At 68.1% G+C, this 24,393-nt stretch carries 25 protein-coding genes and 1 tRNA gene; 18 read left to right on the top strand and 8 right to left on the bottom strand.

The window, feature by feature from the left end; all coding sequences use genetic code 11:
- Positions 1-15: 15 nt before the first annotated feature.
- Complete coding sequence (locus B5X82_RS14480; protein ID WP_079648879.1) at positions 16-363, bottom strand: response regulator; 348 nt, start codon at positions 361-363, stop codon at positions 16-18.
- Between the two features lie 215 nt (positions 364-578).
- Between B5X82_RS14480 and B5X82_RS14475 the strand changes: the two genes are divergently transcribed.
- The 5 genes from B5X82_RS14475 (at position 579) to B5X82_RS14460 (ending at position 4,848) form a co-directional block, all read left to right on the top strand.
- The gene (locus tag B5X82_RS14475) at positions 579-1,406 is read left to right on the top strand and encodes a chromate resistance protein ChrB domain-containing protein (protein ID WP_079648878.1); all 828 of its coding nucleotides are present in this window, start codon (positions 579-581) and stop codon (positions 1,404-1,406) included.
- Complete coding sequence (chrA, locus tag B5X82_RS14470) at positions 1,403-2,800, top strand: chromate efflux transporter (RefSeq protein WP_079648877.1); 1,398 nt, start codon at positions 1,403-1,405, stop codon at positions 2,798-2,800. The genes B5X82_RS14475 and chrA overlap by 4 nt, the downstream gene beginning before the upstream one ends.
- 20 nt (positions 2,801-2,820) lie before the next feature.
- Entirely contained in the window at positions 2,821-3,489 is a 669-nt protein-coding gene (locus B5X82_RS14465) for a superoxide dismutase (RefSeq protein WP_235862699.1), read from the top strand.
- A 573-nt stretch (positions 3,490-4,062) separates the two neighbouring features.
- Entirely contained in the window at positions 4,063-4,383 is a 321-nt protein-coding gene (locus tag B5X82_RS26410) for a hypothetical protein (RefSeq protein WP_139385110.1), read from the top strand.
- A 120-nt stretch (positions 4,384-4,503) separates the two neighbouring features.
- The gene (locus B5X82_RS14460; RefSeq protein WP_079648875.1) at positions 4,504-4,848 is read left to right on the top strand and encodes a low molecular weight protein tyrosine phosphatase family protein; all 345 of its coding nucleotides are present in this window, start codon (positions 4,504-4,506) and stop codon (positions 4,846-4,848) included.
- Positions 4,849-5,766: 918 nt separating this feature from the next.
- On the opposite strand, the gene B5X82_RS14455 is transcribed toward B5X82_RS14460, so the two are convergent.
- A tRNA-Pro gene (locus B5X82_RS14455) sits at positions 5,767-5,843 on the bottom strand.
- Positions 5,844-5,954: 111 nt separating this feature from the next.
- Between B5X82_RS14455 and maiA the strand changes: the two genes are divergently transcribed.
- The 4 genes from maiA (at position 5,955) to B5X82_RS14435 (ending at position 9,552) form a co-directional block, all read left to right on the top strand.
- On the top strand, positions 5,955-6,593 hold the full coding sequence (maiA, locus tag B5X82_RS14450) for a maleylacetoacetate isomerase (RefSeq protein WP_079648874.1): 639 nt from the start codon (positions 5,955-5,957) through the stop codon (positions 6,591-6,593).
- A complete protein-coding gene (locus B5X82_RS14445; protein ID WP_079648873.1) occupies positions 6,590-7,549 on the top strand; it encodes a DNA-methyltransferase in 960 nt (319 codons plus the stop codon). Before maiA ends, B5X82_RS14445 begins: the two co-directional genes overlap by 4 nt.
- Positions 7,550-7,636: 87 nt before the next feature.
- Complete coding sequence (locus B5X82_RS14440; RefSeq protein ID WP_079648872.1) at positions 7,637-8,788, top strand: LLM class flavin-dependent oxidoreductase; 1,152 nt, start codon at positions 7,637-7,639, stop codon at positions 8,786-8,788.
- Entirely contained in the window at positions 8,785-9,552 is a 768-nt protein-coding gene (locus B5X82_RS14435; protein ID WP_079648871.1) for an SDR family NAD(P)-dependent oxidoreductase, read from the top strand. Before B5X82_RS14440 ends, B5X82_RS14435 begins: the two co-directional genes overlap by 4 nt.
- Before the next feature lie 160 nt (positions 9,553-9,712).
- Here B5X82_RS14435 and B5X82_RS14430 read toward each other — a convergent pair whose 3' ends face one another.
- On the bottom strand, positions 9,713-10,834 hold the full coding sequence (locus B5X82_RS14430) for a helix-turn-helix transcriptional regulator (RefSeq protein ID WP_079648870.1): 1,122 nt from the start codon (positions 10,832-10,834) through the stop codon (positions 9,713-9,715).
- 41 nt (positions 10,835-10,875) lie between these two features.
- Here B5X82_RS14430 and B5X82_RS14425 point away from each other — a divergent pair, with 41 nt between their 5' ends.
- Positions 10,876-11,763 carry an alpha/beta hydrolase gene (locus tag B5X82_RS14425; protein WP_079648869.1) on the top strand — a complete coding sequence of 296 codons (888 nt, stop codon included), beginning with the start codon at positions 10,876-10,878 and terminating at the stop codon, positions 11,761-11,763.
- Between the two features lie 109 nt (positions 11,764-11,872).
- Here the strand turns inward: B5X82_RS14425 and B5X82_RS14420 are convergent, their stop codons facing one another.
- Positions 11,873-13,567 (bottom strand): FAD-dependent oxidoreductase, encoded by a 1,695-nt coding sequence (locus tag B5X82_RS14420; RefSeq protein WP_079648868.1) that lies wholly within the window; start codon positions 13,565-13,567, stop codon positions 11,873-11,875.
- A gap of 127 nt (positions 13,568-13,694) precedes the next feature.
- Between B5X82_RS14420 and B5X82_RS14415 the strand changes: the two genes are divergently transcribed.
- Both B5X82_RS14415 and B5X82_RS14410 read left to right on the top strand, forming a co-directional pair.
- Positions 13,695-14,315, top strand: coding sequence for a nuclear transport factor 2 family protein (locus B5X82_RS14415; protein WP_079648867.1), 621 nt, complete (start codon positions 13,695-13,697; stop codon positions 14,313-14,315).
- The gene (locus tag B5X82_RS14410; protein ID WP_079648866.1) at positions 14,315-15,385 is read left to right on the top strand and encodes an alkene reductase; all 1,071 of its coding nucleotides are present in this window, start codon (positions 14,315-14,317) and stop codon (positions 15,383-15,385) included. The genes B5X82_RS14415 and B5X82_RS14410 overlap by 1 nt, the downstream gene beginning before the upstream one ends.
- Here the strand turns inward: B5X82_RS14410 and B5X82_RS14405 are convergent, their stop codons facing one another.
- The 3 genes from B5X82_RS14405 to B5X82_RS14395 are packed head-to-tail and all read right to left on the bottom strand — an operon-like array spanning position 15,386 to position 17,362.
- The gene (locus tag B5X82_RS14405; RefSeq protein WP_079648865.1) at positions 15,386-16,033 is read right to left on the bottom strand and encodes a Dabb family protein; all 648 of its coding nucleotides are present in this window, start codon (positions 16,031-16,033) and stop codon (positions 15,386-15,388) included.
- Positions 16,026-16,364: a hypothetical protein gene (locus B5X82_RS14400; protein ID WP_079648864.1), complete on the bottom strand. Its 339-nt coding sequence runs from the start codon at positions 16,362-16,364 to the stop codon at positions 16,026-16,028. The genes B5X82_RS14405 and B5X82_RS14400 overlap by 8 nt, the downstream gene beginning before the upstream one ends.
- Positions 16,361-17,362 carry a quinone oxidoreductase family protein gene (locus tag B5X82_RS14395; protein WP_079648863.1) on the bottom strand — a complete coding sequence of 334 codons (1,002 nt, stop codon included), beginning with the start codon at positions 17,360-17,362 and terminating at the stop codon, positions 16,361-16,363. Before B5X82_RS14395 ends, B5X82_RS14400 begins: the two co-directional genes overlap by 4 nt.
- 173 nt (positions 17,363-17,535) lie before the next feature.
- On the opposite strand from B5X82_RS14395, the gene B5X82_RS14390 reads away from it, so the two are divergent.
- Genes B5X82_RS14390 through B5X82_RS14375 form a run of 4 tightly spaced genes read left to right on the top strand, consistent with a single transcriptional unit; the run spans position 17,536 to position 21,230 of the window.
- The gene (locus B5X82_RS14390; RefSeq protein WP_079648862.1) at positions 17,536-18,363 is read left to right on the top strand and encodes an SDR family NAD(P)-dependent oxidoreductase; all 828 of its coding nucleotides are present in this window, start codon (positions 17,536-17,538) and stop codon (positions 18,361-18,363) included.
- 16 nt (positions 18,364-18,379) lie between these two features.
- A complete protein-coding gene (locus B5X82_RS14385) occupies positions 18,380-19,279 on the top strand; it encodes an NAD-dependent epimerase/dehydratase family protein (RefSeq protein ID WP_079648861.1) in 900 nt (299 codons plus the stop codon).
- Positions 19,280-19,332: 53 nt separating this feature from the next.
- Positions 19,333-19,992 carry a TetR/AcrR family transcriptional regulator gene (locus tag B5X82_RS14380; RefSeq protein WP_079648860.1) on the top strand — a complete coding sequence of 220 codons (660 nt, stop codon included), beginning with the start codon at positions 19,333-19,335 and terminating at the stop codon, positions 19,990-19,992.
- 59 nt (positions 19,993-20,051) lie between these two features.
- Complete coding sequence (locus B5X82_RS14375) at positions 20,052-21,230, top strand: cytochrome P450 (RefSeq protein WP_079648859.1); 1,179 nt, start codon at positions 20,052-20,054, stop codon at positions 21,228-21,230.
- A gap of 25 nt (positions 21,231-21,255) precedes the next feature.
- Here B5X82_RS14375 and B5X82_RS14370 read toward each other — a convergent pair whose 3' ends face one another.
- Positions 21,256-21,780 carry a nuclear transport factor 2 family protein gene (locus tag B5X82_RS14370; RefSeq protein ID WP_079648858.1) on the bottom strand — a complete coding sequence of 175 codons (525 nt, stop codon included), beginning with the start codon at positions 21,778-21,780 and terminating at the stop codon, positions 21,256-21,258.
- A gap of 180 nt (positions 21,781-21,960) precedes the next feature.
- Here B5X82_RS14370 and B5X82_RS14365 point away from each other — a divergent pair, with 180 nt between their 5' ends.
- Positions 21,961-23,709: an N-acyl-D-amino-acid deacylase family protein gene (locus B5X82_RS14365; RefSeq protein ID WP_079648857.1), complete on the top strand. Its 1,749-nt coding sequence runs from the start codon at positions 21,961-21,963 to the stop codon at positions 23,707-23,709.
- 85 nt (positions 23,710-23,794) lie between these two features.
- Entirely contained in the window at positions 23,795-24,322 is a 528-nt protein-coding gene (locus B5X82_RS14360) for a VOC family protein (RefSeq protein ID WP_079648856.1), read from the top strand.
- Positions 24,323-24,393: the final 71 nt, after the last annotated feature.

Here is a 24,393-nt window from a genome sequence, read left to right as displayed (position 1 = left end):
AGCGAGGGGAAGTCCTTAGTTCTGCACCATCCGCGCGAGCTCGGCGACGGTGAAGGGCTTCTGGAGGAAGGCCATGCCCTGCGTCAGGTCGGCGGGAGCCGGATGGCCCGAGGCGATCACCACGCGGAGCTGGCGGTTCTTCTCCAGCGCCGCGCGGGCGACGGACAGGCCGTCGGAGCCCGTTCCCAGCGCCATGTCGGCGAGAATGACGTCGAGGCTGACCGTGTCGATGGCATGGCGCGCGGCCTCGGCCGACGCCGCGGTCAGCACGAAGAAGCCCAGGTCCTCCAGCATCTGCCGGAGCATGTGGTTGAGCATGAGATCATTCTCGACCACCAGGATACGCCCAGCAACTGGCCCCATCACACAACGCCTCCCATACCGCGGCCGTAACGCCCGAACGCGACAGAGGGTCCAACCCCGGCAAATCATTTTCACGCGATCGTCGCGGCGGCGGCGCATTCGTTCCCTGCGTTGACTCCGCCGGCCGTTTCGGGGAAGGAGAAGGAATGGGGAATGCGATAGCCCCACGAGGCGGCATGCCGAAATATCGCGTCCGACTCTGGTAGGGACGCTCCATGCCTGCACTGAACAGCATTTCCGTCGACAAGCTGACGCGCCTCATCGGCACCCCCTCATCCCCCGCCCTCATCGATCTCCGCGCCGGCATCGGCGACGAAAGGCTGATCCCCGGATCGATTCCCCGCCGCGCGGCCGAGGTGTCGGAATGGGGAAGGGCCCTCGCCGGCCGGTCGGCCGTCATCATCGACGAGGATGGCGGGCCGCTGAGCCAGGGCGTCGCCGCCTGGCTGCGCAGCGACGGCATCGCCGCCGAGATATTGGAGGGCGGACATGCCGCCTGGCGGAACGGGCGGCATCCGCTGGTCCGTACCGATCGCCTGCCGTCGCGCCAGGCCGGCGGTCAGACGCTCTGGGTGACGCGCGCGCGGCCGAAGGTCGACCGGATCGCCTGCCCATGGCTGATCCGCCGCTTTGTCGACCCCGGCGCCCGTTTCCTGTTCGTCGTGCCGGCCGAGGTGATGGCGGTGGCCGATCGCCTGAACGCGACGCCGTTCGATTTCCAGCATGACGACGTGTTCTGGAGCCATCGCGGCGAACGCTGCACCTTCGACGTGATGGTCGAGGAATTCGGCCTGGGCGACCTGCCCGCGCTCGCCTATCTGGCGGAGGTGGTGCGCGGCGCCGACACCGGCCGGCCGGACCTGGTTCCCGAAGCCGCCGGGCTGGTCGCGCTGTCGCTCGGCCTGTCGCGCCTCCATGCGGACGACGACCAGCAGCTCGAAGCCGGCCTGCCGATCTATGACGCGCTGTACCGCTGGTGCCGCGACGCGCGCGCGGAGACGCATGACTGGGATGCCCACAAGCCGCGGGAGGCGCGTCCATGACCGCCGCCGCCGCGCCGGCCGCGGCGGTCGCCCGCCCCGCCCAGGCGACCCTCGGCGAGGCCTTCCGGGTCTGGGCGAAGATCGCGCTGCTGTCCTTCGGCGGGCCGGCCGGCCAGATCGCGGTGATGCATCGCGTGCTGGTCGAGGAGAAGCGCTGGATCGGCGAGCACCGGTTCCTGCACGCGCTGAACTATTGCATGCTGCTCCCCGGGCCCGAGGCGCAGCAGCTGGCCACCTATATCGGCTGGCTGCTCCACAAGCGGCGCGGCGGGGTGATGGCCGGGCTGCTGTTCATCCTGCCGGGCGTCGTGTCGATCATGGCGCTGAGCTGGATCTACGTGCTCTACGGACGGCTGGGCATCATCGCCGCGCTGTTCTTCGGGCTCAAGGCGGCGGTGCTCGCGATCGTCGTGCAGGCGGTGCTGCGGATCGCCGGCCGGGCGCTGAAGAACCCGGTCATGATCGCCATCGCCGCGACGGCGTTCGTGGCGCTGTTCCTGTTCTCCGCGCCGTTCCCGCTGGTCGTCGTCGGGGCCGGCGTCATCGGCTTCGTCGGCGGGCGCAGGGGCGTGCCGGCCTTCGCGGTCGGGGGCGGCCACAAGGCCGCGGGCGGCGCGATCGTCGCCGACGAAGACACGCTGCTGGGCGAGGAACTGCCCGCCCACGCCACGCCGACGCTGGCCCGCACGCTCGTCGACGCGCTCGTCTGGCTGGCGCTGTGGCTGGTGCCGGTGGCGCTGCTGCTCGTCCTGCTCGGCCGGGACGACGTCTTCTCCCAGATCGCGCTCTTCTTCTCGTCGATGGCGATGGTGACGTTCGGCGGTGCCTATGCGGTGCTGTCCTATGTCGCGCAGGAAGCCGTGCAGACCTATCACTGGCTGCAGCCGCGCGAGATGCTCGACGGCCTCGGCATGGCCGAGACGACGCCCGGCCCGCTCATCATGGTGCTCCAGTTCGTCGGTTTCCTCGGCGCCTATCGCGAGGCGACCGGGATGTCGCCGCTGCTCGCCGGGACGCTGGGCGGCCTGCTCGCGACCTGGGTGACCTTCGCGCCCTGTTTCCTGTGGATCTTCCTCGGCGCGCCGTTCATCGAACGGATGCGGAGCAATCGGGCGATGGCCGGCGCGCTGTCGGCGATCACGGCGGCGGTCGTCGGGGTCATCCTGAACCTCGCCATCTGGTTCGCCTTCCATACGCTGTTCCGGCAGACGGTCCGGCTGACGGCGGGCCCGCTCGCGGTCGATCTGCCGCGGGTGGCGAGCATCGACCTCTGGGCGTCGTTGCTGTGCCTCGCGGCGGTCGTCGCGATGTTCCGGTGGAAGGCCGGGGCCTTCACGACGCTGGCGATGACCTCGGCGGCGGGCATCGCGCTGCACCTCTTCGGTATGATCTAGGGAAGGGCCTTCGCATGTCGATGAATCGCAGAACCCTGATGGCGGCGACCGTTGCCGCCGGCGCGGCAGCCGGCCTGCCCGCGCTGGCCCAGGCACCGGCCGATGCGTTCACGCCCCAGCCCTTGCCGTTCGACCCGACCGCCGTTCCCGGCCTGTCGGCGAAATTGCTGACCAGCCACCACGACAATAATTATGCCGGCGCGGTCAAGCGGCTGGGGGCGATCCGGCAGGCGTTCGCCGCCCTCGACCCCGCCGCCGCGCCGGGGTTCACGATCAACGGCCTGAAGCGCGAGGAGCTGATCGCCTGGAACTCGATGATCCTGCACGAACTCTATTTCGCGGCCCTCGGCCGGCCGACCCGGCCGGGAACTGCGCTCGCTGCCGCGATCGAGCGGGATTTCGGCAGCCATGGCCGATGGGCGGCCGAGTTCGGTGCGATCGGCAAGGCACTGGGCGGGGGATCGGGCTGGGTGCTGCTGACGTGGAGCAACCGCGACCGGCGCCTCGTCAACCAATGGGCGGCCGACCATATGGCGACGCTGGCGGGCGGCACCCCGCTGCTGGCGCTGGACATGTACGAACATGCCTATGCGATCGACTATGGGGCGAAGGCCGGCGCCTATGTGGATGCCTATATGGCGGCGATCGACTGGTCGCACGCGGACCGGCTGTTCGCCCGCCTGGGGTAGCTTCCTATCCTGTTCTCCTTTGATGGTGGGGTGCCTCTAAAGAGGCACGATCACTTTCAATCTAGCCGCGCCGGAACGGATCGAAAGGTGCTGGTCGATGACCGTTTGCGAAAACCCGTAGCCTGATGGATGGAAGCTAGGCCATGTTCAGCTTCTTCAACAAGATCACTTTCGACCCGGGAAGTGGCCGACCCCAATCGCCCCGGTCTTTTGGCAGTTGATGACCTTCTATGTCGTCATGGGTTGGCTTAACGCTGTAATCATTTTGGCGGCCGCACTGCTGGTCTGAGAGTCCGAGTTATCATTAACGCTGATGGTGGCGGCTTTATTCCTGATCGGCTTTGTCGAGTGGTGCAGGCGTCAGATCAGGGGTGCCCAAAAGCGGTTTCGACAGATGGTTCAAGACTATGAGGATATGTTGGACAAAAGCCGCCTCGGATGATTGCTTTCCACCCCATTCCCGATTTCACCAGAGTGGATCAAACGGCCGGAAGCGACCCAACCCAGACATTAACCTAACTTTCTTCGATGACCGAAAGCGGACATCATGGAGCGGGGTTGCTGGGGGCCGGTATGGACGTGAAGATTATTTTTGACGAAGCTTTCAGTGGTGAGGCTGACGGAGCCGTGTGGATTATCGACACGCCATCAAACCGGCGTTGGTACGCGGCAGGCCATGGCGCTTGTCCGGGAAGTGCCATCTTCCAAACCGACCGATACCCAATCCGCGACGATGCTGTCATTCGCATGATTTGGAACGCGCAGGAGCATAACCCCGATTGGACTGCGCTCACGGTCATTGGAGCAGCCTTGACCCATCGCATCTCTGACAAAGTTGGTGGCGACGGCCGTTTAACCGAGGAGACGGCAGGTTTCACGTTGAGCCGCCCGTAAACGGACGGACAGCAATCCGCCCGTTCCAGACATTTGCCATTTCGGATCGAACGGCGGGAAGCGGGCCGGTTGTAGGCTTTCGCCCATTCTATAGGATCGGAAGATCGCTGGAGAAATAGAATGAAACGCTTCTTGTTTGTTTGCAGTCAGAACCGGCTTCGAAGCCCTACCGCTGAGCAAGTGTTTTCCACTCGCAAGGATATTGAGGTGGCATCGGCAGGCACGAACAACGACGCAGAAAACCCACTGACAAATGAACTGGTCGAATGGGCGGATTTCATCGTGGTTATGGAGCGATCTCACCGCGCCAAGGTTCAGAAACGTTTTCGCGACGCTCTCGGCAATAAGCGTATGATTTGCCTCAATATACCAGACGATTACGAATTTATGGGCTCTGACTTGGTCCGACTTCTAGAAGCACGCATGGCTCGCCATCTTCCAATGCACCAAGCGCCTGAGAACTGAAGCGGCTTTCCACCCCTCTCCGCACATCAACCACCGCAATGGATCGAAAGGCGGATGGCATGCCATTGCGGGCACTCACGAACCTAAGATAGCAATCTCCTCCTCAAGGCGCTTGAAAGGAAGCTAGTGCATTATGTGATAATCGCTGTGATCGTCGGCTTGGCTACGGCTTTTTGGGCGCGGGTAAATTATCGGCGGCCACCGGACAAGCTGTTGACCGTGGAGGGTAGCATTGCTCCCGGCAAAATCAGTGCCGCAGCGATAACATTGCTAGGGGTGGCTTTGGCCATTTTAGGGCTGGCATCGCTACTAAATGGCATTGTCATGCCAGGGGTAATTTGCTCCGCAATCGGCATTGCTCTTGCGGCTTTTATGAGCCCTTCTCTGGTCCACATACATGACGTTAGCTGGGATATGACAGGTGTGAATGGGCCGTGTCGGCTTTTCGGTCCGACCTTGGGACGACCTCGCACGCACATTCGATGGGAGGATATTACCGCCGCCGGAAAGACTGCTACCAGCTATTGGTTCATTCAGTCCAACGATGGTCGACGAGTTTATTGGAGCTACCTCTATCCAGGGTATGGGCATTTTGTGGAGAACATACGGTCAAGGCTCCCCCACCTCACGCTGCCTGACGATCTAAGATAATCGGACATACGGCAGAAAGTCGGCCGAGAAACTCGCCCGGACCTTGTGAGGCGGGGTTACGACGCTTCATCGCTATCTCAGGATGACAGGACCAATTCGCTCATTCTGAATCGGACGCAAGGGCGACGCCTCCCGAATCAATCCTAAATGGATCGATCGCGATCTGTGATGGAGCGAAAGCTGAGGATCAGAGTGCTAGGTTTATGTGCTACGTCATGCTGCGTCAGAAATCGGTTAAAATGCTGATTTAACATAATTTTCTGACAATGGTCGGGGAGACAGGATTCGAACCTGCGACCCTCTGGTCCCAAACCAGATGCGCTACCAGCCTGCGCCACTCCCCGACGCCGCGCCGCTATAGGGAGGTCGGGGCGGGCGCACAATCATTTGTGGCGTTCGCCGGGCGATGACAGCGTCGCCGCGCGCCGCTAAGGATCGCGGCGGGAAGGTAACACATGAAACTGTACAGCTATTTCCGCTCCTCGGCCGCCTATCGCGTGCGCATCGCGCTCAATCTCAAGGGCATCGCCGCCGAGCAGCAGGCGGTCCACCTGGTCAAGCCCGATCCGCTGCCGGCCTTCCGCCGCGACGTCAGTCCGCAGGGACTGATCCCGGCGATCGAGGATCAGGACGGGCTGATCGTCCAGTCGGTCGCGATCATGGAATATCTGGAGGAGCGCCAGCCCGATCCGCCGCTGCTGCCGCAAGGACTCGCCGAGCGCGCCTATGTCCGCGCCGCGGCGCTGCTGGTCGCCTGCGACATCCATCCGCTCGCGAACCTGAGGGTGCTGCGCTACCTCAAGCATGAACTGGGCCACGACCAGGACGAGGTCGATACCTGGTATCGCCACTGGGTCGAGGACGGGCTCGGCCGGCTCGAAGCGTTCGTCGCCGGCAGCGGACGCAGCGGTCGCTTCGTCCATGGCGACGCGCCGAGCATGGCGGATTGCTGCCTGGTGCCGCAGCTGTTCAACGCGCGGCGGCTGAACTGCGCGATCGACGCCTTCCCGACGCTGCTCGCCATCGACGCCGAATGCGCCGGGCTGGAGGCGTTCCGCCAGGCGCACCCGTCGGTCCAGCCCGACGCCGAATGAGCGGGACCGGGGGCGGGATCGAGGGCTGCGCGGCGGCGATCCCGATCCTCGATCCGGTAGCGCTGGGGCAGGCCGACTGGGCCGCGGCGGACCTGATCGTCCGTGCATCGGCGCGGGCCGCGCTCGATGCGATGCCGGCCGGATCGGCGCATGTCGCGGTGACCAGCCCGCCCTATTACGGCCAGCGCGACTATGGCGTCGACGGCCAGATCGGCATCGAGCCCGACCCCGACGCCTATGTCGCGGCGCTGGTCGCGGTGTTCCGCGCGCTACGCCGGGTGCTGCGCGACGACGGGACGTTGTGGCTGAACCTCGGCGACAAATATGCGGGCGGCGTGCTGCTCGGCATGCCGTGGCGGGTCGCGCTGGCCCTGGTCGCGGACGGCTGGAAGCTCCGCTCCGACATCGTCTGGCACAAGCCCAACGCGATGCCGCATTCTAACAAGCGGCGGCCGACCCACGACCATGAATATGTCTTCCTGCTCTCCAAGACCGACGACTATCGCTACGACGCCGATGCGATCCGCGAGCCGCACCGCACCTTCGGCCCCGACAGCCGGATGCGTGGCGGGCGCGGCCATTTCGGCCGGCGCGGCGGTACGCCCGAGCGGGGCAAGAACGGCGGCGACGCCAACCTCCATGACGGCCGCTGGGACCAGGCCTTCCACCCGCTCGGCCGCAACCGGCGCACCGTCTGGTCGGTGCCGCTCGGCAAATATCGCGACGCGCATTTCGCGGTCTTCCCGCCGGCGCTGATCACGCCCTGCATCCGCGCCGGCAGCCCGGCGGGCGGCGTCGTGCTCGATCCCTTCTTCGGCGCGGGGACCACCGGGCTGGTCGCGCGGGCCGAGGGCCGGCGCTTCGTCGGGATCGAGCTGAACCCCGATTATTGCGCGATGGCGCGCGACCGCATCCTGGCGGGCGGGCCGGCTGGCGCAGGCAGGGTGCCGGCATAGTCTGAACAGACGATGCCGGCCGATCCGGCGCCCTGTAGTTTCGCCTCCATGCTGCCGGATATCGGCGGGTCAAGGAGAGCGAACGTCATGAAATTCTCGATCATCTACGAAGCGCAGATGGCGGACACGTCCCCCGAATCGGAGGTGCGCTGCTTCAACGAGATCGTCGAGCAGGTGATGCTCGCGGAACAGGTCGGCTTCGACAACGTCTGGTGCGTCGAGCATACCGCGCTGACCCAATATGCCCATATGTCGGCGCCGGAGACGATGCTGGCCTTCCTCGCCGGCAAGACCAGCCGGATCGGTATCGGCCATGGCGTCGTCTGCCTGCCGCCGGCGATGAACCACCCGGTCAAGGTGGCCGAGCGGATCGCCACCCTCGACATCCTGTCGGGCGGCCGCGTCCATTTCGGCATGGGCAAGGGCGGCACCCAGCAGGAGGCCGGCACCTTCGGCTACGACCTGGCCGAGCTGCAGCCGATGATCGACGAGTCGATGTACCTGATCCCCAAGATCATGACGCAGGACGAGATCGAGCATGACGGCAAGTACATCAAGATCCCGCGTCGGCCGATCCATCCGAAGCCGCTGCAGACGCCGCATCCGCCGCTCTATTATGCCTGCACCCGCGAAGCGACGCTCGAGCTGGCCGGCAAGCGCGGCATCGGCGCGCTGGTGCTGGGCTTCTCGGGTCCCGAGGAGATCGCCCGCAAGAACGCCGTCTATCGCGAGAATTTCCGCAACCGGAAGGTCGAGGACCAGGTCGGCGTGGTGCCGACCGAGCATCTCGCCGCCTTCTGCGCGGCCTGCGTGCTTGACGACCGCGACGAGGCGCGCCGCATCGGCCTGCGCGGCCAGCGCTTCTTTGCCGAGGCGATCGCCCACTGGTACCAGGGTGGCCCCAAGCCGTCGACCGACGACCTGTCGGCGGAGGAGCAGGAGGCCGCGTTGAACCAGGGCAAGGAGGCGGTCGTCGCCTATCTCTCCGAAGAGAAGATCACGATCGGCGACGAGCATACCAGCAACTATTCGGTCGCCGAGGATGCCTATGGCAATGCCGACGACTGCATCCGCTACGTGACCCGGCTGCAGGAGGCCGGCGCCGACGAGGTGCTGTTCTTGTTCCAGATGGGCACCGTCCCGCACGCGTCGATCCTGGAGACGATCCGCAACATCGGCACCAAGGTGATCCCGCATTTCCGCGCCCAGGCGCAGCAGGCGGCGGTCGCCGCGGAATGAGCGGGGGCGGCTTCGAGGGCCAGGTCGCCCTCGTCACCGGCGCGGGATCGGGCATCGGGCGCGCCGCCGCCCGTCGTTTCGCCGCCGAGGGCGCCGCGGTGGTCGTCGCCGACCTGAACGGGGAAGGCGCCGCCGCGACGGCGGCGCTGATCCGGGAGGCCGGCGGCCGCGCGACTGCGGTCACCGCCGATATCGCGAGCGAGGCCGACAACCAGGCGATGTTCGACGCCGCCGAGCGCGACTATGGCGGCATCGACCATGCCTTCCTCAACGCCGGCATGCTGCAGCCCTATGTCCCGTTCGAGCAGGTGACGACGGCGCTGTTCGACAAGCTGATCGCGGTCAACCTGCGCGGCGCCTTCCTGGGGCTGCAGCTCGCGCTGGCGCGGTTGCGGCCGGGCGGGGCCTGCGTCGTCACCGCGTCGGCGGCCGGCCTGATCGGCTTCTCCGAGGCGGCGGCTTATGCGACGTCGAAGCACGGCCTGGTCGGGCTGGTTCGTTCGGCGGCGCGCGCCTTCGCCGACAAGGGGCTGCGCGTCAACGCGGTCTGCCCCGGCATGGTGCTGACCCCGATGAACGGGATCGCGCAGGACGACGCCCTCGCCGAGGAGCTTTCGCATCCCGGCTATCGCGGCGGCCTTTCCGCGCAGCATATCGCGGAGGTCGCGCTGTTCCTGATGTCGAACCGCGCCGCGGGCGTGAACGGACAGGCGCAGCTCGTCGATTCGGCGCTGCTGTCGTCCTTCCCGCCCTTGGACCTCTAGAGCATCGAGCGTTTGATGTGACGCATCCGTCCGCTCATCCTGAGGAGGGACTGGCCTCGGCGAAGGCCCGTCTCGAAGGATATCATGTCCTTCGAGATGCCATTTCGCCTTCGCTCGATGGCTCCTCGGGATGAGCGGTCCAGATAAACCGCACGATGCTCTAGGGCGCGGGGCGCGACAGGCTGGGCAGGCTTTGATGCACGAGCTGGACGAGCTGGCTCTGGCGCTTGACCCCGGTCTTGCCGAAGATCGAACGCAGGTGCGCGCGCACGGTGTTGGCGGAGATGCCGAGCCGGGCCGCCACCTCGGCCGGCGCCAGCCCCTCGGCGAGATGCGCGGCCACCGCCGCCTCGCTTTGGGTCAGGCCGAGCAGGTCGCGGATCGCCTCGGCCGAGATGCGTGGCCCGTGGGTCGGATCGGTCAGGAACAGCACCGCCGCCGGACCGCCGCCCGCCGACACGAATTCGGGGGCCGGCGCCTGGCCGACCACCAGCAGCAGGTCGCCGGTGCCCGACGGGCGCTCGATCCGCAGCGTCAGCGGGCCGTTCTCGTCGCTGCGGGCGAGGCGCGCCTGGAGCTGGCGGCCGATCTCCATATCGTCGAAGGCCAGGGCGTCGCCGCGCAGCGCGATCCCGTCCTGCTCCGCCAGGATGGTCGAGGCCGGCGGATTGAGGCGCAGCACCTTGCCGCGCCGGTCGAGGATGATCACGCCGACCGCCATCTGGGCGACCGCACCCGCATAGATGCGCTGCTCGGTTTCGCCAGCCGCGAGCCGCTCGAACAGTGCCAGCGCGATGCGGAGATGGGGAACCAGCTTCTCCAGCCGGCGGCGGTCGGCAGGCTCGAAGCGCGGCCGGTCGGCGGCGCGGGTCAGCCGCAGTCGCAGCTCGAGCCGGCTCGCCTCGCCGATGTCGACGCCGAGGATCTCGTCGCTGGTCTGTTCGAGGAAGGCGCGGAAGGCGGTCTTGCGGTCGAGCGTGGTGGCCGGCACGAAATCGCGGAAACGCGCGACCTTGCCCTCGGGCAGGCCGACGAACGGATCCTCGGCGAACAGGCGGCTGTTATAGTCGGCGCCGACGCCCGGATCGGCGTTGGGGGTCAGGATCATACCAGGCTGGTCGGCCTGGCGCGGGGTGAGGATCAGCGTGGCCCAGGTCGCGCCGGAGGCCTCGCCCAGCCGTTCGAGGAAGGCCGACCATGGCTCCTCGTCGAGCAGGCTGGCGAACAGCGCGGCGAGCACGCCGGGCATGTCGGGATATTCGTCGGGCAGCGGGTCCGGCATCAGGAGAGGGGAATAAAGTGATTGATCCGGTCTTGCAGCAAATGATTGAGGCGATGGCGGCGAGCGGCTTCGCCTTGCCCGACCCGCTCGAGGCGACGGCGATGCGCGCGCTGATGGACAATCCCTTCCCGACCGCGCCGGTCGAGATCGCCGAGGTGCGTGACGTGGAGGTGGACGGCGCCGCCGGCCCGATCGCGGCGCGGCTCTACCATCCCCGCCCGGGCGAGACGCTGCCGGTCGCGGTGCTGTTCCATGGCGGCGGCTGGGTGGTCGGCACGCTCGACACGCATGACGGGCTGGCGCGCGTTCTGGCGCGCGACGCGGGCTGCGCGGTGCTGTCGGTCGCCTATCGCCTCGCGCCCGAGCATCGCTTCCCGGCGCCGGTCGACGACTGCATAGCGGCGGTGAAGGGGCTGGCGGCCAGGGCGGCGGGCTTCGGCGTCGATGCCGGCCGGCTTGCGCTGGTCGGCGACAGCGCCGGCGGCAACCTCGCCGCGGCGGCGGCGCTGGCGCTGCGCGGTGGCGCGGGCGCCCCACGCGCGCAGGTCCTGTTCTATCCGGTGATCGACAATGATTTCACGACGCCGTCCTATCGGGCCAATGCCGCGGGCGGCTTCCTGACCAACGAGATGATGGCCTTCTTCTGGGACGCCTATCTCGGCGCGGGCGACCCACACGAGCTGGCCATGCCGATCCGCGCCGCCGATGTGACGGGCGTCGCCCCCGCGACGATCATCCTCGCCGGTAACGATCCGCTGCACGACGAAGGCGCCGCCTATGCCGCGAAGCTGCGCGCCGCCGGGGTTCCGGTCGACCTGCACGACTTCCCGGGCGCGATCCACGGCTTCGCGAGCTTCTTCGGCATCGCCCCGATCGCCGACGAGGCGGTCGCAGTGGCGGCGGCGGCGCTGCGCCAGGCGCTCGGCTGATCGGATCCATTTCGGATCAGAACATTCCGTTCGTGTCGAGCGAAGTCGAGACACGCTCCGAGAGCGAACGTCCCTCGACTTCGCTCGGGACGAACGGATCATTTTAGGCTCAACCCGGCTCGTTGGCGCGCACCGCATCGGCCGCCGCCAGCCAGCCGAAGGTCATCGCCGGCCCCAGCGTCGCGCCGGCGCCCGGATAGGAATAGCCCATCACCGAGGCGGCGAGGTTGCCGACCGCATAGAGGCCGGGGATCGCGCCGCCCCCCTCGGACAGGACCCGTCCGGTGCCGTCGGTGACGAGGCCGCCATTGGTGCCGATGTCGCCGAGGTGGATCGGGATGGCGTAGAAGGGCGCCTCGGCGAGCGAACCCAGGGTCGGATTGGGCGCCACCCGCGGATCGCCGTAGAGCCGGTCATAGGCGGCGTCGCCACGGCCGAAATCCTCGTCGCGGCCCTGCGCGACCATCATGTTGAAACGATCGACCGTTGCGCGCAGCACCGTCGGATCGACCTGCATCTTCGCCGCCAGCGCCTCGATCGTCGGCGCCTTGACCAGCACCTTGCGCACCGCCGCGGACAGCATCCAGTCGGGAAAGCCCGGGATCACCGGACCGGCCGGATAGCGCGCGCGATAGCGGCTGTCGAACACCAGCCAGCTCGGGTCGGTGGCCGCGCCGGGCGCGTTCTTCGCCATCATCGCCTCGCCGAACCGGTGGTAGGACAGCGCCTCGTTGGCGTAGCGGCGGCCGGCCTGGTTGACGATGATCGAATAGGGCAGCGCCCGCTCGACCGTCGACAGCCGTCCGCGATCCTCGCCGGGGATGCGGAAGACCGGCGCCCACCAGGCCGAATCGAGATTGCGCACCGCGGCGCCCAGCTTCTGCGCGGCGAGCAGCGCGTCGCCCTCGTTGTTGACCTGCGATCCGCTCGCCTGCGGCTGGGGCGCGCCGGGCAGGTGCGCCGCGCGCATCGCCGCGTTGCGCTCGAACCCGCCGGCGGCGAGGATCACCCCGCGCCGCGCGCCGATCCGCAGCTCGCGTCCGTCGTGCCGCACGGTCGCGCCCGCGACCCGCCCCTTCTCCTCGATCAGGCCGAGCAGGGGGCTGTCCAGCCAGACCTCGGCGCCAGTCCGGTCGAGCGCCTTGCGGAGCTGGGCGAGCAGCGCGGTGCCGAGCGTCAGCCGCCGGTCGCGCGGGCTGCGCAGCCGCTGCGGAATGTCGAGCCAATAGCCGGCCATCACCTTGACGATCACCTTCATCCAGCCCTTCGGCCGGAACAGGACCATGTGGGTCTCCGCCAGCTTCCAGTTGATGCGGCCCCACAGGCTCGCGGCGGGGGAGGCGCGCTGCATCGTGTCGAATGCGGCGCGGTCCATCGTCCGCGCGTCGACCTCGCCCGGCATCAGATGGGTGCGATAGCCTTCGCGGCTGCCCTCGGTCTCGGGATAATAATCGGGATAGGGAAGCGCGGCATAGTGGACGTCGGCCTCGCGCTCGACCCATTCGAGCATGCGGTGCGCATTGTCGACATAGGCACGGATCTGCTCGTCGCTGACGTTCGGCGCGGTCAGCCGGCGGACATAGCCGAACGCCTCGTCGAGGTCGTCGGGGTGGCCGGCCTGCGCCGCCAGATGGCTGCCCGGAATCCAGATGCCGCCGCCCGAGGTGGCGGAGGTGCCGCCCCACAGCGCCCCCTTCTCGACCACCAGCACCTCGGCGCCCGCCTTGGCCGCGCGCAACGCCGCGACCAGCGCACCCGCGCCTGTCCCCACCACCAGCAGGTCCACTTCCCGATCAAATGCCATGTCCCCTCCGGTCCTCTTCTTCTATGCTGCGGCGGAATCTGCACTATGCGAAATTATCTGAACGTGTATCAACGCAAAGTGATAGATTCCAGTGGAATGATGATATGGTCTGCGTGGAGAGGATGCGGTGAACGACGACATTGTGAAGCGCCTCGACCGACTCGAGTCGATCGACGCGATCCGCCAGCTGGCGGCGAAGTACAGCCTCGCGCTCGACATGCGCGATGCCGATGCCTGGGTCGGCCTGTTCCCCGAGGACGTGAAGGTCGGCAACGGCGAGACCGGCCGCGCCGCGCTCCGCACCTGGTTCGACGATACGATGCGGCAGCAGTTTGACGGTACCTCGCATCATATCGGCGGCCATATCATCGAGTTCGACGATCCCGATCATGCACAGGGCGTCGTCTATTCCAAGAACGAGCATGAGACCGGGCCCGAGTGGGTGATCATGCAGATGATCTACGTCGACCGCTACGAACGGATCGACGGCCGCTGGTATTTCCGCCGCCGGCTGCCGCTCTACTGGTACGCGACCGACCTGAACAAGCCGCCGATCGGCGGGCGCAAGATGCGCTGGCCGGGCCGCGAGCCCTATGAGGGCGGCTATCACGACTATTTCCCGTCGTGGAAGCGCTTCTGGGAACGCAGCGGCCCCGACGAATCGCCGGTGGCACCGCCCGCGCCGCTGGAGAAATTCATCGAGACGATGCGCGGCGGCGCCGGCGCTCCGAAGGTACGGGTGCGCTGATGCCGGCACCGACGCTGTTCGATCCCGTCGCGCTCGGCTCGCTCCGGCTGGCCAACCGCATCGTGATGGCGCCGATGACGCGCAGCCGTGCCGACGAGGGCGATCGCCCGACCGACCTTCACGTCGATTATTATGCCCAGCGTGCCGACGCCGGCCTGATCGTCAGCGAGGGCATCCAGCCCTCGATCGTGGGCAAGGGCTATGCACGCACACCCGGCCTCTATGACGATTCGCAGGTCGCGGCCTGGCGCAAGGTGACCGACGCGGTCCACGCGCATGGCGGGGTGATCGTCGCGCAGCTCATGCATGTCGGGCGGATAGCGGCGGCGGCCAACCGGCCGGCGGGCGTCGACGTTGTCGCCCCCTCGGCCATCGCGGCGAAGGCGACGCTGTGGACCCCCGGCGGAATGTCGGGGACGATAAGCCCGCGCGCGCTGGAGACGCATGAGATCGCCGGCGTGGTGGACGATTATGCGCTCGCGTCCGCGCGGGCGATCGCTGCCGGCTTCGACGGGGTCGAGCTCCACTGCACCTCGGGCTATCTGCCTGCCCAGTTCATGGCGACCGGCGCCAACCGGCGCACCGATCGCTATGGCGGCTCGGCCGCGAACCGGGTCCGCTTCGTGGTCGAGACGATCGAGGCTCTCGCTGGCCGGATCGGTGCGGGCCGCGTCGGCTTCCGCATCTGCCCCGGCAATCCCTTCAACGATCTGCACGACGAGGACCCGGCGGAGACCCATGCGGTGCTGCTCGATGCGATCGGCGGGCTGGGCCTCGCTTATTGCCACCTGATCGAGATGGCGACGCCGCAGGGCGTCGACCATCGCGCCCTCGCCGCCGGACATTGGCGCGGGCCGTTGATCCTCAACGAGAGCATCGACCAGGCGAAGGCCGAGGCGCTGGTCGGCGCCGGAATCGCCGACGCGGTCTCCTTCGGCCGGCCGTTCATCGGCAATCCCGACCTGGTGGCGCGCTTCCGCGACGGCCATCCGCTGGCCGATTTCGACCCGACGACGCTCTATGCCGAGGGGCCGACCGGCTACACCGACTATCCCGCCTATCGCGCCTGATCAGGCGGCGATCACCGGCCTGTCGATCGCGCAGAAGCTGTGGACGAGCAGCGGGTGGACCAGGAACTCGGTATATTCCGGGTCGAACCAGCGCTCGACATGCGCCCAATGCGCCGGGTGCATCATATAGGCGCCCTCCAGGCCCGCCCGGTCGGCATATTCCTGCTCCCAGACATGGGTCCAGCCGTGCAGCCCGCTCGCCTCGTCGGCGGTGGCGAGCTGCCAGCGGCGGATCGAGCGGATCGCGCGGGGCATGGCTGCGGTCTGGGCGCCGAAGGCGGCGAGCCGCTCCGGGGTCGGGTCGATCGCGGCGCGGAACAGCGCGACGCGATAGAGGCCGCCGCCGTCGACGAGCCCGCCGACCTTGCCGGTCGCATAGCCGACCGCGTCAAGATGGGTGGTGACCGCCGGATCGGCGAGCAACTCGGCGGCCGGCGCCCAGGCGGCGCTGCGCAGCGCCGCGTCGCAAGCCGCGCGATGGGCGAAGCTTGCCCGCCAGATCGCGTCGCCGCCATTGTAGACGCCGGGCAGGGTCGGCGCGAACAGCAGCGCTTCGGCGCCGATCGCCGCGCCCGCCTCGGCGATGGTCGCCATCGCCGCGTCGCGATGGCCTGGGGCGAAGGTCGGGATCAGCAGCCGGTTATACATCGGCGAGCGCCTCCAGCGCCTCGGCGGGGGCATAGGTGCCGCGCCTGCGCGACAGGATGAAGGGCGGGGCCTGCTCGTTCCACCAGCGGGCGACCGCCGCGTCGCCGCGCGCCCGGTGCTTGGCAGTCCAGACCGCGCCGGCATGGTCGGCCTGCCACACCAGCAGCAGCCGGTTGGGCGCGTCGTCGAGCCACATCGCCGGCTCGACCATGCGATGCACCAGCTTCAGCCCGCGCGCCTCGTTGCCCGGCGCATAATGGGTCATATAGGCGTCGAGGAACGCCGCCCCCATGCCGGGTTTGGTCTCCACCTCGTCGACGATCCAGATCATGCCAGCGTCTCATCGACGGCGAGCAGCAGCTTGCCGCGGACATGGCCGTCGGCGACGCGGCGCTGCGCCTCGCTCGCCTCGGCGAGCGGCACGACCTCGATCTGCGGCGGCCGGATGCGGCCGGCGGCGAGCGCCTCGACCAGCGCGGCGAGCTGGCGCTCCTGCCGTTCGAAGCTGGCGATGGTGGGGACGATCCGCACGCCGCGCTCGGTGGCGCGCGCCGGATCGGGCATCGGCTCGTCGGCGATCAGCGTGCCGATCGGTGCGACGATGCCGCCGGGACGGACCATCTCGATCGAATCGAGCAGGCTGCCCTGGCCGACCGTGTCGACGACCAGATCGACCCCGTCGGGCGCCCAGGCGGCGACTGCCTCGCGCACGCCACCCCGGCGATAGTCGATCGCGAGGTCGGCGCCGAGGCCGCGGACATAATCGAGATTGGCGGGGCCGCAGGTCGCCGCGACCTTCGCGCCCGCCATCCGGGCGAGCTGGACCGCGAAGCCGCCGGTGCCGCCCGCGCCGCCGTTGACCAGGACATGCTGGCCGGCCTTCGCTCCGCCCACGTCGAACACCGCTTCCCAGGCGGTGATCGCCGCGGTCGGCAATGCCGCCGCGTCCTTGAGGGCGACATGGTCGGGCAGCTTGACCACCCGTTCGCGGTCCGACCGGACATATTGCGCATAGGAGCCGCGCTCGCCCTTGCCCTGGTTGGAAGCGGTGACGACGCGGTCGCCGACCGCCAGGCCGGTCACGCCCGCGCCGACCTCGGCGACGATTCCGGCAGCGTCGAAGCCAACGACGAAGGGAAAGACATAGTTGAAATAGCGCGACAGCCAGCCCTCACGCGCCTTCCAGTCGGCGGGGTTGACCCCGGCATAGGCGACCCGGACAACGACCTGGCCCGGCTCCGCGCGCGGCCGTTCGATCGTCGCGAGCTCGAGCACCTCGGGGCCGCCGAAGCGGTTCAGGACCATCGCCTCCATGGTCGAATCGGACATCGCCTCATTCCTCTCTGGATCGCTTATTTCGCAACATTGTGACTGTATGAAAACGCAAATGCAAAGATAAAGTCATATTATATCACATGATGCGTTGTGGAACCTTGCATCGGGCGGCATCTCATATTAGCCAATGGCCGACCGCCGGAGAGCGGCCGCGAGAGGAGACGCCGATGTTCGACTTCACAGGCAAGGCCGTGCTCGTCACGGGCGGCGGCGCCGGCATCGGGCGCGCCACGGCGGAAGCGTTCAAGGCGGCCGGCGCACGGGTCGCGACGATCGAGATCGATCCCTCCCGGGCCGAGGAGGCGCGCGCCGCGCTGGGCGACGACGCGCTGGTCGTCGTCGGCGACGTCACCGACGCCGCGGCGGTGGCCGATCTCTCCGCGCAGGTCGACGCCGCGTTCGGCGGGCTTGACGTCCTCGTCAACAATGTCGGCGACTTCCTGATGCTCGCCAAGCCGTTCGACCAGCTTTCGGACGCCGAAATCGCCCGGCTCTACGCGACCAACCTGGGCCAGGTGTTCGGCGTCACCAGGGCGATGATCCCGCTTCTGCGCCGCAAGGGCGCGGGCGGCAGCATCGTCTCGGTCTCCTCGATCGAGGGGTTTCGCGGCATCCCCCATTGCGCGGTCTACGCCGCGTGCAAGGCGGGGCTGACCGGTTTCACCCAGAGCCTGGCGCTCGAACTCGGCCCGGAGGGCATCCGCGTCAACCTGATCGCGCCCGAGACGACCGATACGCCGCAGGTGCCGGTGTCGCTGATGATCCCGGAGGAGCATCGCCGGCACATCCCGAACTGGATCCCGCTCGGCCGCTTCGGCACGCCGCAGGACATGGCGTCGGGCATCCTGTTCCTGGCGAGCCCGCACGCGGCGTGGATCACCGGCACCGCGCTCCACATCGACGGCGGCGCGTTGGCGGCGGCGGGCTGGTACCGCGATCCGCGCGGCACCTGGACCAACCTGCCGGTGCTGTCCGGCAACGGCCTCAATTTCTGATCCGAAAGGGATAGGCATGAAGATTCTCGTCGTCGGCGGCGCCGGCATGATCGGCGGGCGCACCGCGCTCTACCTGCAGGGCAGGGGGCATGAGGTGGCGATCGCCGGCCGCAACGCCCCGGCCGCCGGGACGCCGCTCGGCCGGCTGCCCTTCCTGCGGGTCGACTATGTCGCCATGGATTTCGACCGCGCCGCGCTCGGCGCCTTCGACGCGCTGGTGTTCGCCGCCGGCAACGACGTCCGCCACCAGCCGCAGGACGGCGGCGACGCCTATTGGCACGAGGCCAATTCGATCGGCGTCCCCCGCTTCTTCGAGGCCGCCCGGGCGGCGGGCGTCCGCAAGGCGGTCAACATCGGCAGCTTCTATCCGCAGGCCGCGCCCGAGCTGGTCGCGACCAACGCCTATGTCCGCTCGCGCAAGGTTTCCGACGAGGGCGTCGCCGCGCTCGCCGGCGACAATTTCGTCGCGATGAGCATCAACGCGCCGTTCGTCGTCGGTTCGGTGCCCGGCCTCGTCGTGCCGATGTTCGCGGCCTATACGCAATATGCCGAGGGCAAGTTCGCGCCGATGCCCGAGTTCGCGCCGCCGGGCGGCACCAACTTCATCTCGACCCAGTCGCTTGCCGAGGCGGTCGAAGGCGGGCTGGAGCGGGGCGCTGCCGGCGCCTCCTATCTGGTCGGCGACAAGAACATGTCGTTCCAGGACTATTTCGGCGCCTTCTTCGAAGCGGTCGGGCGCGACAAGCCGCCGGTGCGCGACGAGGAGCATCCGATGCTGCCCGACGGCGCGATCTTCTTCGGCCGCGGCAACAATCTGTTCTACGAGACCGATCCGCAGGTCGCGACGCTGCTCGGCTATCGCCGCAACGACGTCGTTCCCGCGATCCGCGAGATCGTCGCGCAATATCGAAGCTGAGTTGAGGCGGTGGGGGTGCTTGATTCCCGGCGCCCGAGCGGGACAATAAGGGGGTGAACGCCGATCCCAGTCCCGCCCGCCAGGCCGGCCGCCCCCGCCGGCTGACCCTCGACCGCCTGCTCGACACCGCGATCGAGCTGGGCCTCGCCGACCTCAACATGAAGGAGCTCGCCGCCCATCTCGGCGTCGGGATCGCCACGCTGTACCGCTATGTCGAGAATCGCGACGCGCTGATCCGGCTCGCCGCCGGCCGCCAGGCGACCCGTTCGGCGCCGGTCGACAGCGGGCAGCCCTGGCGGGAGATCGTGCTCGATTATGCCGCCGCGCTGTTCAGCTCGGTCGGGCAGCAGCCCTCGCTGATCATCGAGTTCGTCGAGGCGCGCTGGGGCATCGCGGTCGAGCTGGAGTTCGTCGACGGCTTCCTCGGCGCGCTGGAACGGCGCGGCTTCGCGGCCGACGAGGCGATGGCGCTTTATCGCGCAACGGCGAAGATCGTGCTGGGCGCGGCGGTCGCGGCGGGCCATTTCGCCGCGCTCGCGGCGCGCGGCACGACCCAGGCGCGCGAGCTGCGGCTGGCGCTGGGCAGCTTCGAGGCCGACGAGCTGCCCCACCTGCGCGCCGCCGCCGATGATTATGCCGACGAGGCCGCGGCAACCGCCTGGCGGCCGATCCTGGAGGCGGTCCTCGACGCGATGGAGACGCGGCGCGGCTGAGCCGGTTGTCCGCTTCGGACAATAATGATAAATCGGTTCCGATATTGGGAGCCGATGCCATGGATCCGACGATCTCACCCGACGAGCGGCGCACCGCTTTCGGCCGAATCCCGTCCCGCGTAGCGGTCGAGCGCGACGCGGCCGGGGTGTGGCATGTTCGCGGCTTCGCCGCCGCGCGCGCCCTTCTGCGCGGTGATTCGACCCGGCAGGCCGGCTTCAAGGCCGAGCTGGTCGAACGGGTTCCCGGCCGGGGCAAGGTCCCGATCCTGTTCCTCGAGGGCCGGCCGCATCATGAGCAGCGCCGGCTGACCGCACCTTTCTTCACGCCGCGCGCCGTCGACACGCGCTACCGCCCGCTGATGGCGCGGCTGGCCGACCGGGTGATCGCCGATTTCCGCCGGCAGCGGCGCGCCGAGCTCAGCGCGATGGGGATGGAGATGGCGGTCGGCGTCGCCGCCGAGGTGGTCGGCCTGACCGACAGCCGGCGGCGGGGCCTCGATCGGCGCATCAACGCCTTCTTCGCTGGCGGGCTGGAGCAGGGCGGCGGGTGGCTGCGCCGGATCCGGCAGGCGCTGGTGGCGCAGTTCCGCCTGCTGCGCTTCTACTGGATCGACGTGCGGCCGAGCATGGCGGCGCGGCGCGCGCGGCCGCGCGAGGACGTGATCTCGCACCTCCTCGCCCAGGGCTATCGCGGCACCGAGGTGCTGACCGAATGCATCACCTATGGCGCGGCGGGGATGGTCACGACGCGCGAGTTCATCACGGTCTGCGCCTGGCACCTGATCGACGATGCGGCGTTGCGCGCCCAGTATCTGGCGGCCGACGAACCCGCACGCCATGCGCTGCTGGAGGAACTGCTGCGACTCGAACCGGTCGTGGGAACGCTGTTCCGGCGGACGACCTGCCCGGTGACGCTCGGCGAGGCGGAAATCCCGGAAGGGGCGATGGTCGCGGTCGACGTCCGCGCGGTCAACGCCGACCCGGCAGTGAGCGGCGAACGCCCGCTCGCCAAGCAGCCCGGCCGCTGCCCGGCCCAACGTGCGGGCGCGCCGGTGCTGAGCTTCGGCGACGGCGCCCATCGCTGCCCCGGCTCCTTCCTGGCGATCCAGGAGACCGACATCTTCCTGACCAGGCTGCTCGCCGTCCCCGGCCTGCGCTTCGAGCGGGAGCCGCGGGTCGGCTGGAACGACCTCGTCACCGGTTATGAGCTGCGCGAGGCGTGGTTGGCCTGCGAGTGAGCCTGAGCCTGAGCAGGCGTCTTCGTCAGCCCGCCACCACCGCCGCCGGCCCCTCGGTCAGCGCGACGGTGTAGACGCGGCGCGCGACGCGCCAGCCGGCGGGGGTGCGCCGCAACTCGTCGGCATATTGGCCCCACATCGAATAGAGCGCGCCCTCCTGCGCGCCCCGGCCGCGATGGACGGCATAATAATGGACCTTCGCCCGGGCCTCGTCGCCGTCGACGCCGATGCGGAAGTTGAGGACATTGTGGTGGGTCGCGCCGCAGCTCGACTGCGGACCCAGATTGGCGTGCATCGATGCAATCAGGCTGGCGCGGTTCGGGCTGATCACGCCGGGGCCAAGCGCCTGGCTATAGTCGCCGACGCAATCCTCGGTGAACACCTCGTCCATGCGGTCGAAGCTCTTCGAATCGACGATCTCGCAATAGCGGACATAGACCTGCTCGATCGCGTCCTTGTCGATCAGCTCCTGCAGCGACATGCCTTCCCCTTCCTCCCTACTGCGCAGAATATCGGCGCGATGGCCGCTGCGGTTGGCGACATGGATCATCTGATGATCGCTTATGCGTCGCGATATGATCCTCTGATGTCCGCATCATGGGGCGCTTTCTTGTCGCCTGTCCAGCCGGGGGATAGCCTTTGAACCCAGAGCAGAAGCCGATGGGCGCGGCAGGTGACCGCATCGGCATCGTCAGATGAGACGACACACCGAAAATATGGGAGAGGGTCCATGTCCAGCATGCTGATCAAGAATGGAACGATCGTCGACGGCACCGGCGCGCCGCGGCGTGCGGGCGACGTCCGCATCGAAGGCGACCGCATCGTCGAGGTCGGCGCGGGGCTGTCGCCCCGGCCGGGCGAGGAGCTGTTCGATGCGACCGGCTGCTACGTCACGCCGGGCTTCATCGAAAGCCACACCCATTATGACGCGACGATGTGGTGGCAGCCCGATCTCGATCCGCTGCCCGGCAACGGCGCGACCACGGTGATCCTCGGCAATTGCGGCTTCACCGCCGCGCCGCTGTCGAAGGAGAAGGCCGCGCAGCTCGAGATGATCAAGATCTTCTCTTTCTTCGAGGACATCCCGCTGAAGCCCTTCCTCCAGAACGTGCCGTGGGATTGGGAGAAATGGTCGGAATACAAGGCGTCGATGGCCAAGAACATCACGCTGCCGGCCAATTACTCGGCGTTCGTCGGCCATATCGCTCTGCGCCTCGCCGCGATGGGGATCGAGGCGTGGGAGCGGGCGGCGACCGGCGAGGAGATCGCCCGGATGGCCGAGCTGCTCGAGGATGCGCTCGCCGCGGGCGCGCTCGGCCTGTCGGACAATCTGCACGACCATGACGGCGATGACCGCGCCATCCCGACGCTGCTCGCCGACGACGCCGAGTTCGAGGCGCTGTTCGCGGTGATGGAGCGCTATCCGGGCACCACCTACCAGTGCATCATCGACACCTTCATGCGGAAGACCGGCCCGGAGAGCCTGGTGCGGCTCGGCCGGCTGACCAAGGGGCGCGGCATCCGCATGCAGATCGCCGGCGCGGTCCCGACGCTGGAGTTCCAGAAGGACATCCTGCCCGCGCTGGAGAAGACCCTCGGCGAACTGCGCGCCGACGGGGCCGACATCTGGCCGGGCTATGCCCATGTCTCGCCGACCAGCACGCTCAGCCTGATCAAGTCGCTGATCTTCGCCCAGTCGAACGACTATGTCTGGCACGAGGTGGTGCTGGCCGAGACCCATGAGGAGAAGGCCCGCCTGCTCGCCGATCCCGATTGGCGCGCCCGTGCGCGGGAAAGCTGGGACACCAAGGCCTGGCCGCATTCGCCGATGAACAACCCGCAGGACCTCTACCTGCTCGACAGCGAGAACGGTACCGGCCCGGTCGGCGGCACGCTCAAGGAATTCGCCGACAGCCGCGGCCTGCACCGGTCGGATGCGATGGCGCAGTGGATCCTGGAGAACGGCACCCGCTCGACCGTCCACATGGCGCCCTTCCCCAAGGACGAGGAACTGACCGTCCAGCTGATGAACGACCCGAAGTCGGTCGGCAACATCTCCGACGCCGGCGCGCATCTGCAGATGCTGTGCGGCGGCGGCGAGAACATCCTGCTCTTCACCAAATATGTGAAGGAGGAGATGATCTCGCTCGAACAGGCGATCCACATCAAGACCGGCAAGCTGGCCGACTTCTTCGGCCTGCACGACACCGGCGAGATCAAGGCCGGCCGCCGCGCCGACCTGGTGGTCTTCGACCTTGACGAGATCCGCTATCGCGACATGGAGAAGCGCTTCGACGTGCCCGACGGCGACGGCGGCACCACCTGGCGCTTCACCCGCCAGGCCGCGCCGATGAAGCTGACCCTCGTCAACGGCGTCAAGACCTTCGCCGATGGCCAATATACCGGCAACCGTCCGGGCCAATATCTGGCTCCGACCGAGGCGCCGGCCGACCAGCGCGCGTTCGAGGCGGCCGAATAAGCCGACCTTACCCGCGAGCCACGACGAGACCCGGAAGCGGGGGGCGGAAGCCTCCCGCTTTTGGGCGTCCATGGAAAGGATAGACATGAGCCAGGCCCGTTTCGGCGCCTTCGACCAGATCGGTTTCCTGGTCGACGATCTCGATGCGGCGATCGCAAGGTGGATGGCGCATTCGGGGGTCGGCCCCTGGACCGTCTTCCGCAACGTCATGCTCGAAGGCGCGTATCGCGGCGTGCCGACGACGGTCGGGATCGACGTGGCGCTCGGCTATCAGGACGACATCCAGATCGAGCTGATCGAGGCGACCGACGCCGCCGCCTCGCCCTATCGCGCGGCGGACGGCAGCCGGCTGCTCGGCCTCCATCACCTCGCCCGCATCGTCGACGACCTCGACGCGGCGGTGGCGACGGCGCGGGCCGGCGGCATGGTGCCGGTTTTCGCGGCGCGGAACCCTTCGACCCGGGTCGCCTATCTCGAAGTGCCCGGCGATCCCGGCACGCTGTTCGAGTTCATCGAGGGGCCGGGCCTGCGCGAGATGTGCGATGCCGGGATCGCGGCGGCGCGCGCGTGGGACGGCAGCGCGGCGGTGACGGTGATCGACCTGGCGAGCTGAGGGGCGGCGAAGACCAAACGACAGGGGCGGCGCCCACCCCCCTCGTGGACGCCGCCCCGCTGGTCGCCGAG

The organism is Rhizorhabdus histidinilytica (genome assembly GCF_900167915.1).
Lineage (GTDB): Bacteria > Pseudomonadota > Alphaproteobacteria > Sphingomonadales > Sphingomonadaceae > Rhizorhabdus > Rhizorhabdus histidinilytica.
This window is presented reverse-complemented; position numbering and strand designations above follow the sequence as displayed.

Bases quoted from the DNA above. Each gene is read 5' to 3' on its own strand.
- maiA (WP_079648874.1), top strand. From the start codon at position 5,955: ATGAAACTGTACAGCTATTTCCGCTCCTCGGCCGCCTATCGCGTGCGC.
- B5X82_RS14375 (WP_079648859.1), top strand. From the start codon at position 20,052: ATGGATCCGACGATCTCACCCGACGAGCGGCGCACCGCTTTCGGCCGA.
- B5X82_RS14460 (WP_079648875.1), top strand. From the start codon at position 4,504: ATGAAACGCTTCTTGTTTGTTTGCAGTCAGAACCGGCTTCGAAGCCCT.
- B5X82_RS14465 (WP_235862699.1), top strand. From the start codon at position 2,821: ATGAATCGCAGAACCCTGATGGCGGCGACCGTTGCCGCCGGCGCGGCA.
- B5X82_RS14435 (WP_079648871.1), top strand. From the start codon at position 8,785: ATGAGCGGGGGCGGCTTCGAGGGCCAGGTCGCCCTCGTCACCGGCGCG.
- B5X82_RS14430 (WP_079648870.1), bottom strand. From the start codon at position 10,834: ATGCCGGACCCGCTGCCCGACGAATATCCCGACATGCCCGGCGTGCTC.
- B5X82_RS14395 (WP_079648863.1), bottom strand. From the start codon at position 17,362: ATGTCCGATTCGACCATGGAGGCGATGGTCCTGAACCGCTTCGGCGGC.
- B5X82_RS14420 (WP_079648868.1), bottom strand. From the start codon at position 13,567: ATGGCATTTGATCGGGAAGTGGACCTGCTGGTGGTGGGGACAGGCGCG.
- B5X82_RS14365 (WP_079648857.1), top strand. From the start codon at position 21,961: ATGTCCAGCATGCTGATCAAGAATGGAACGATCGTCGACGGCACCGGC.
- B5X82_RS14390 (WP_079648862.1), top strand. From the start codon at position 17,536: ATGTTCGACTTCACAGGCAAGGCCGTGCTCGTCACGGGCGGCGGCGCC.
- B5X82_RS14405 (WP_079648865.1), bottom strand. From the start codon at position 16,033: ATGTATAACCGGCTGCTGATCCCGACCTTCGCCCCAGGCCATCGCGAC.
- B5X82_RS14445 (WP_079648873.1), top strand. From the start codon at position 6,590: ATGAGCGGGACCGGGGGCGGGATCGAGGGCTGCGCGGCGGCGATCCCG.
- B5X82_RS14360 (WP_079648856.1), top strand. From the start codon at position 23,795: ATGAGCCAGGCCCGTTTCGGCGCCTTCGACCAGATCGGTTTCCTGGTC.
- B5X82_RS14480 (WP_079648879.1), bottom strand. From the start codon at position 363: ATGGGGCCAGTTGCTGGGCGTATCCTGGTGGTCGAGAATGATCTCATG.
- B5X82_RS14400 (WP_079648864.1), bottom strand. From the start codon at position 16,364: ATGATCTGGATCGTCGACGAGGTGGAGACCAAACCCGGCATGGGGGCG.
- B5X82_RS26410 (WP_139385110.1), top strand. From the start codon at position 4,063: ATGGACGTGAAGATTATTTTTGACGAAGCTTTCAGTGGTGAGGCTGAC.
- B5X82_RS14370 (WP_079648858.1), bottom strand. From the start codon at position 21,780: ATGATCCATGTCGCCAACCGCAGCGGCCATCGCGCCGATATTCTGCGC.
- chrA (WP_079648877.1), top strand. From the start codon at position 1,403: ATGACCGCCGCCGCCGCGCCGGCCGCGGCGGTCGCCCGCCCCGCCCAG.
- B5X82_RS14385 (WP_079648861.1), top strand. From the start codon at position 18,380: ATGAAGATTCTCGTCGTCGGCGGCGCCGGCATGATCGGCGGGCGCACC.
- B5X82_RS14440 (WP_079648872.1), top strand. From the start codon at position 7,637: ATGAAATTCTCGATCATCTACGAAGCGCAGATGGCGGACACGTCCCCC.
- B5X82_RS14410 (WP_079648866.1), top strand. From the start codon at position 14,315: ATGCCGGCACCGACGCTGTTCGATCCCGTCGCGCTCGGCTCGCTCCGG.
- B5X82_RS14425 (WP_079648869.1), top strand. From the start codon at position 10,876: ATGATTGAGGCGATGGCGGCGAGCGGCTTCGCCTTGCCCGACCCGCTC.
- B5X82_RS14475 (WP_079648878.1), top strand. From the start codon at position 579: ATGCCTGCACTGAACAGCATTTCCGTCGACAAGCTGACGCGCCTCATC.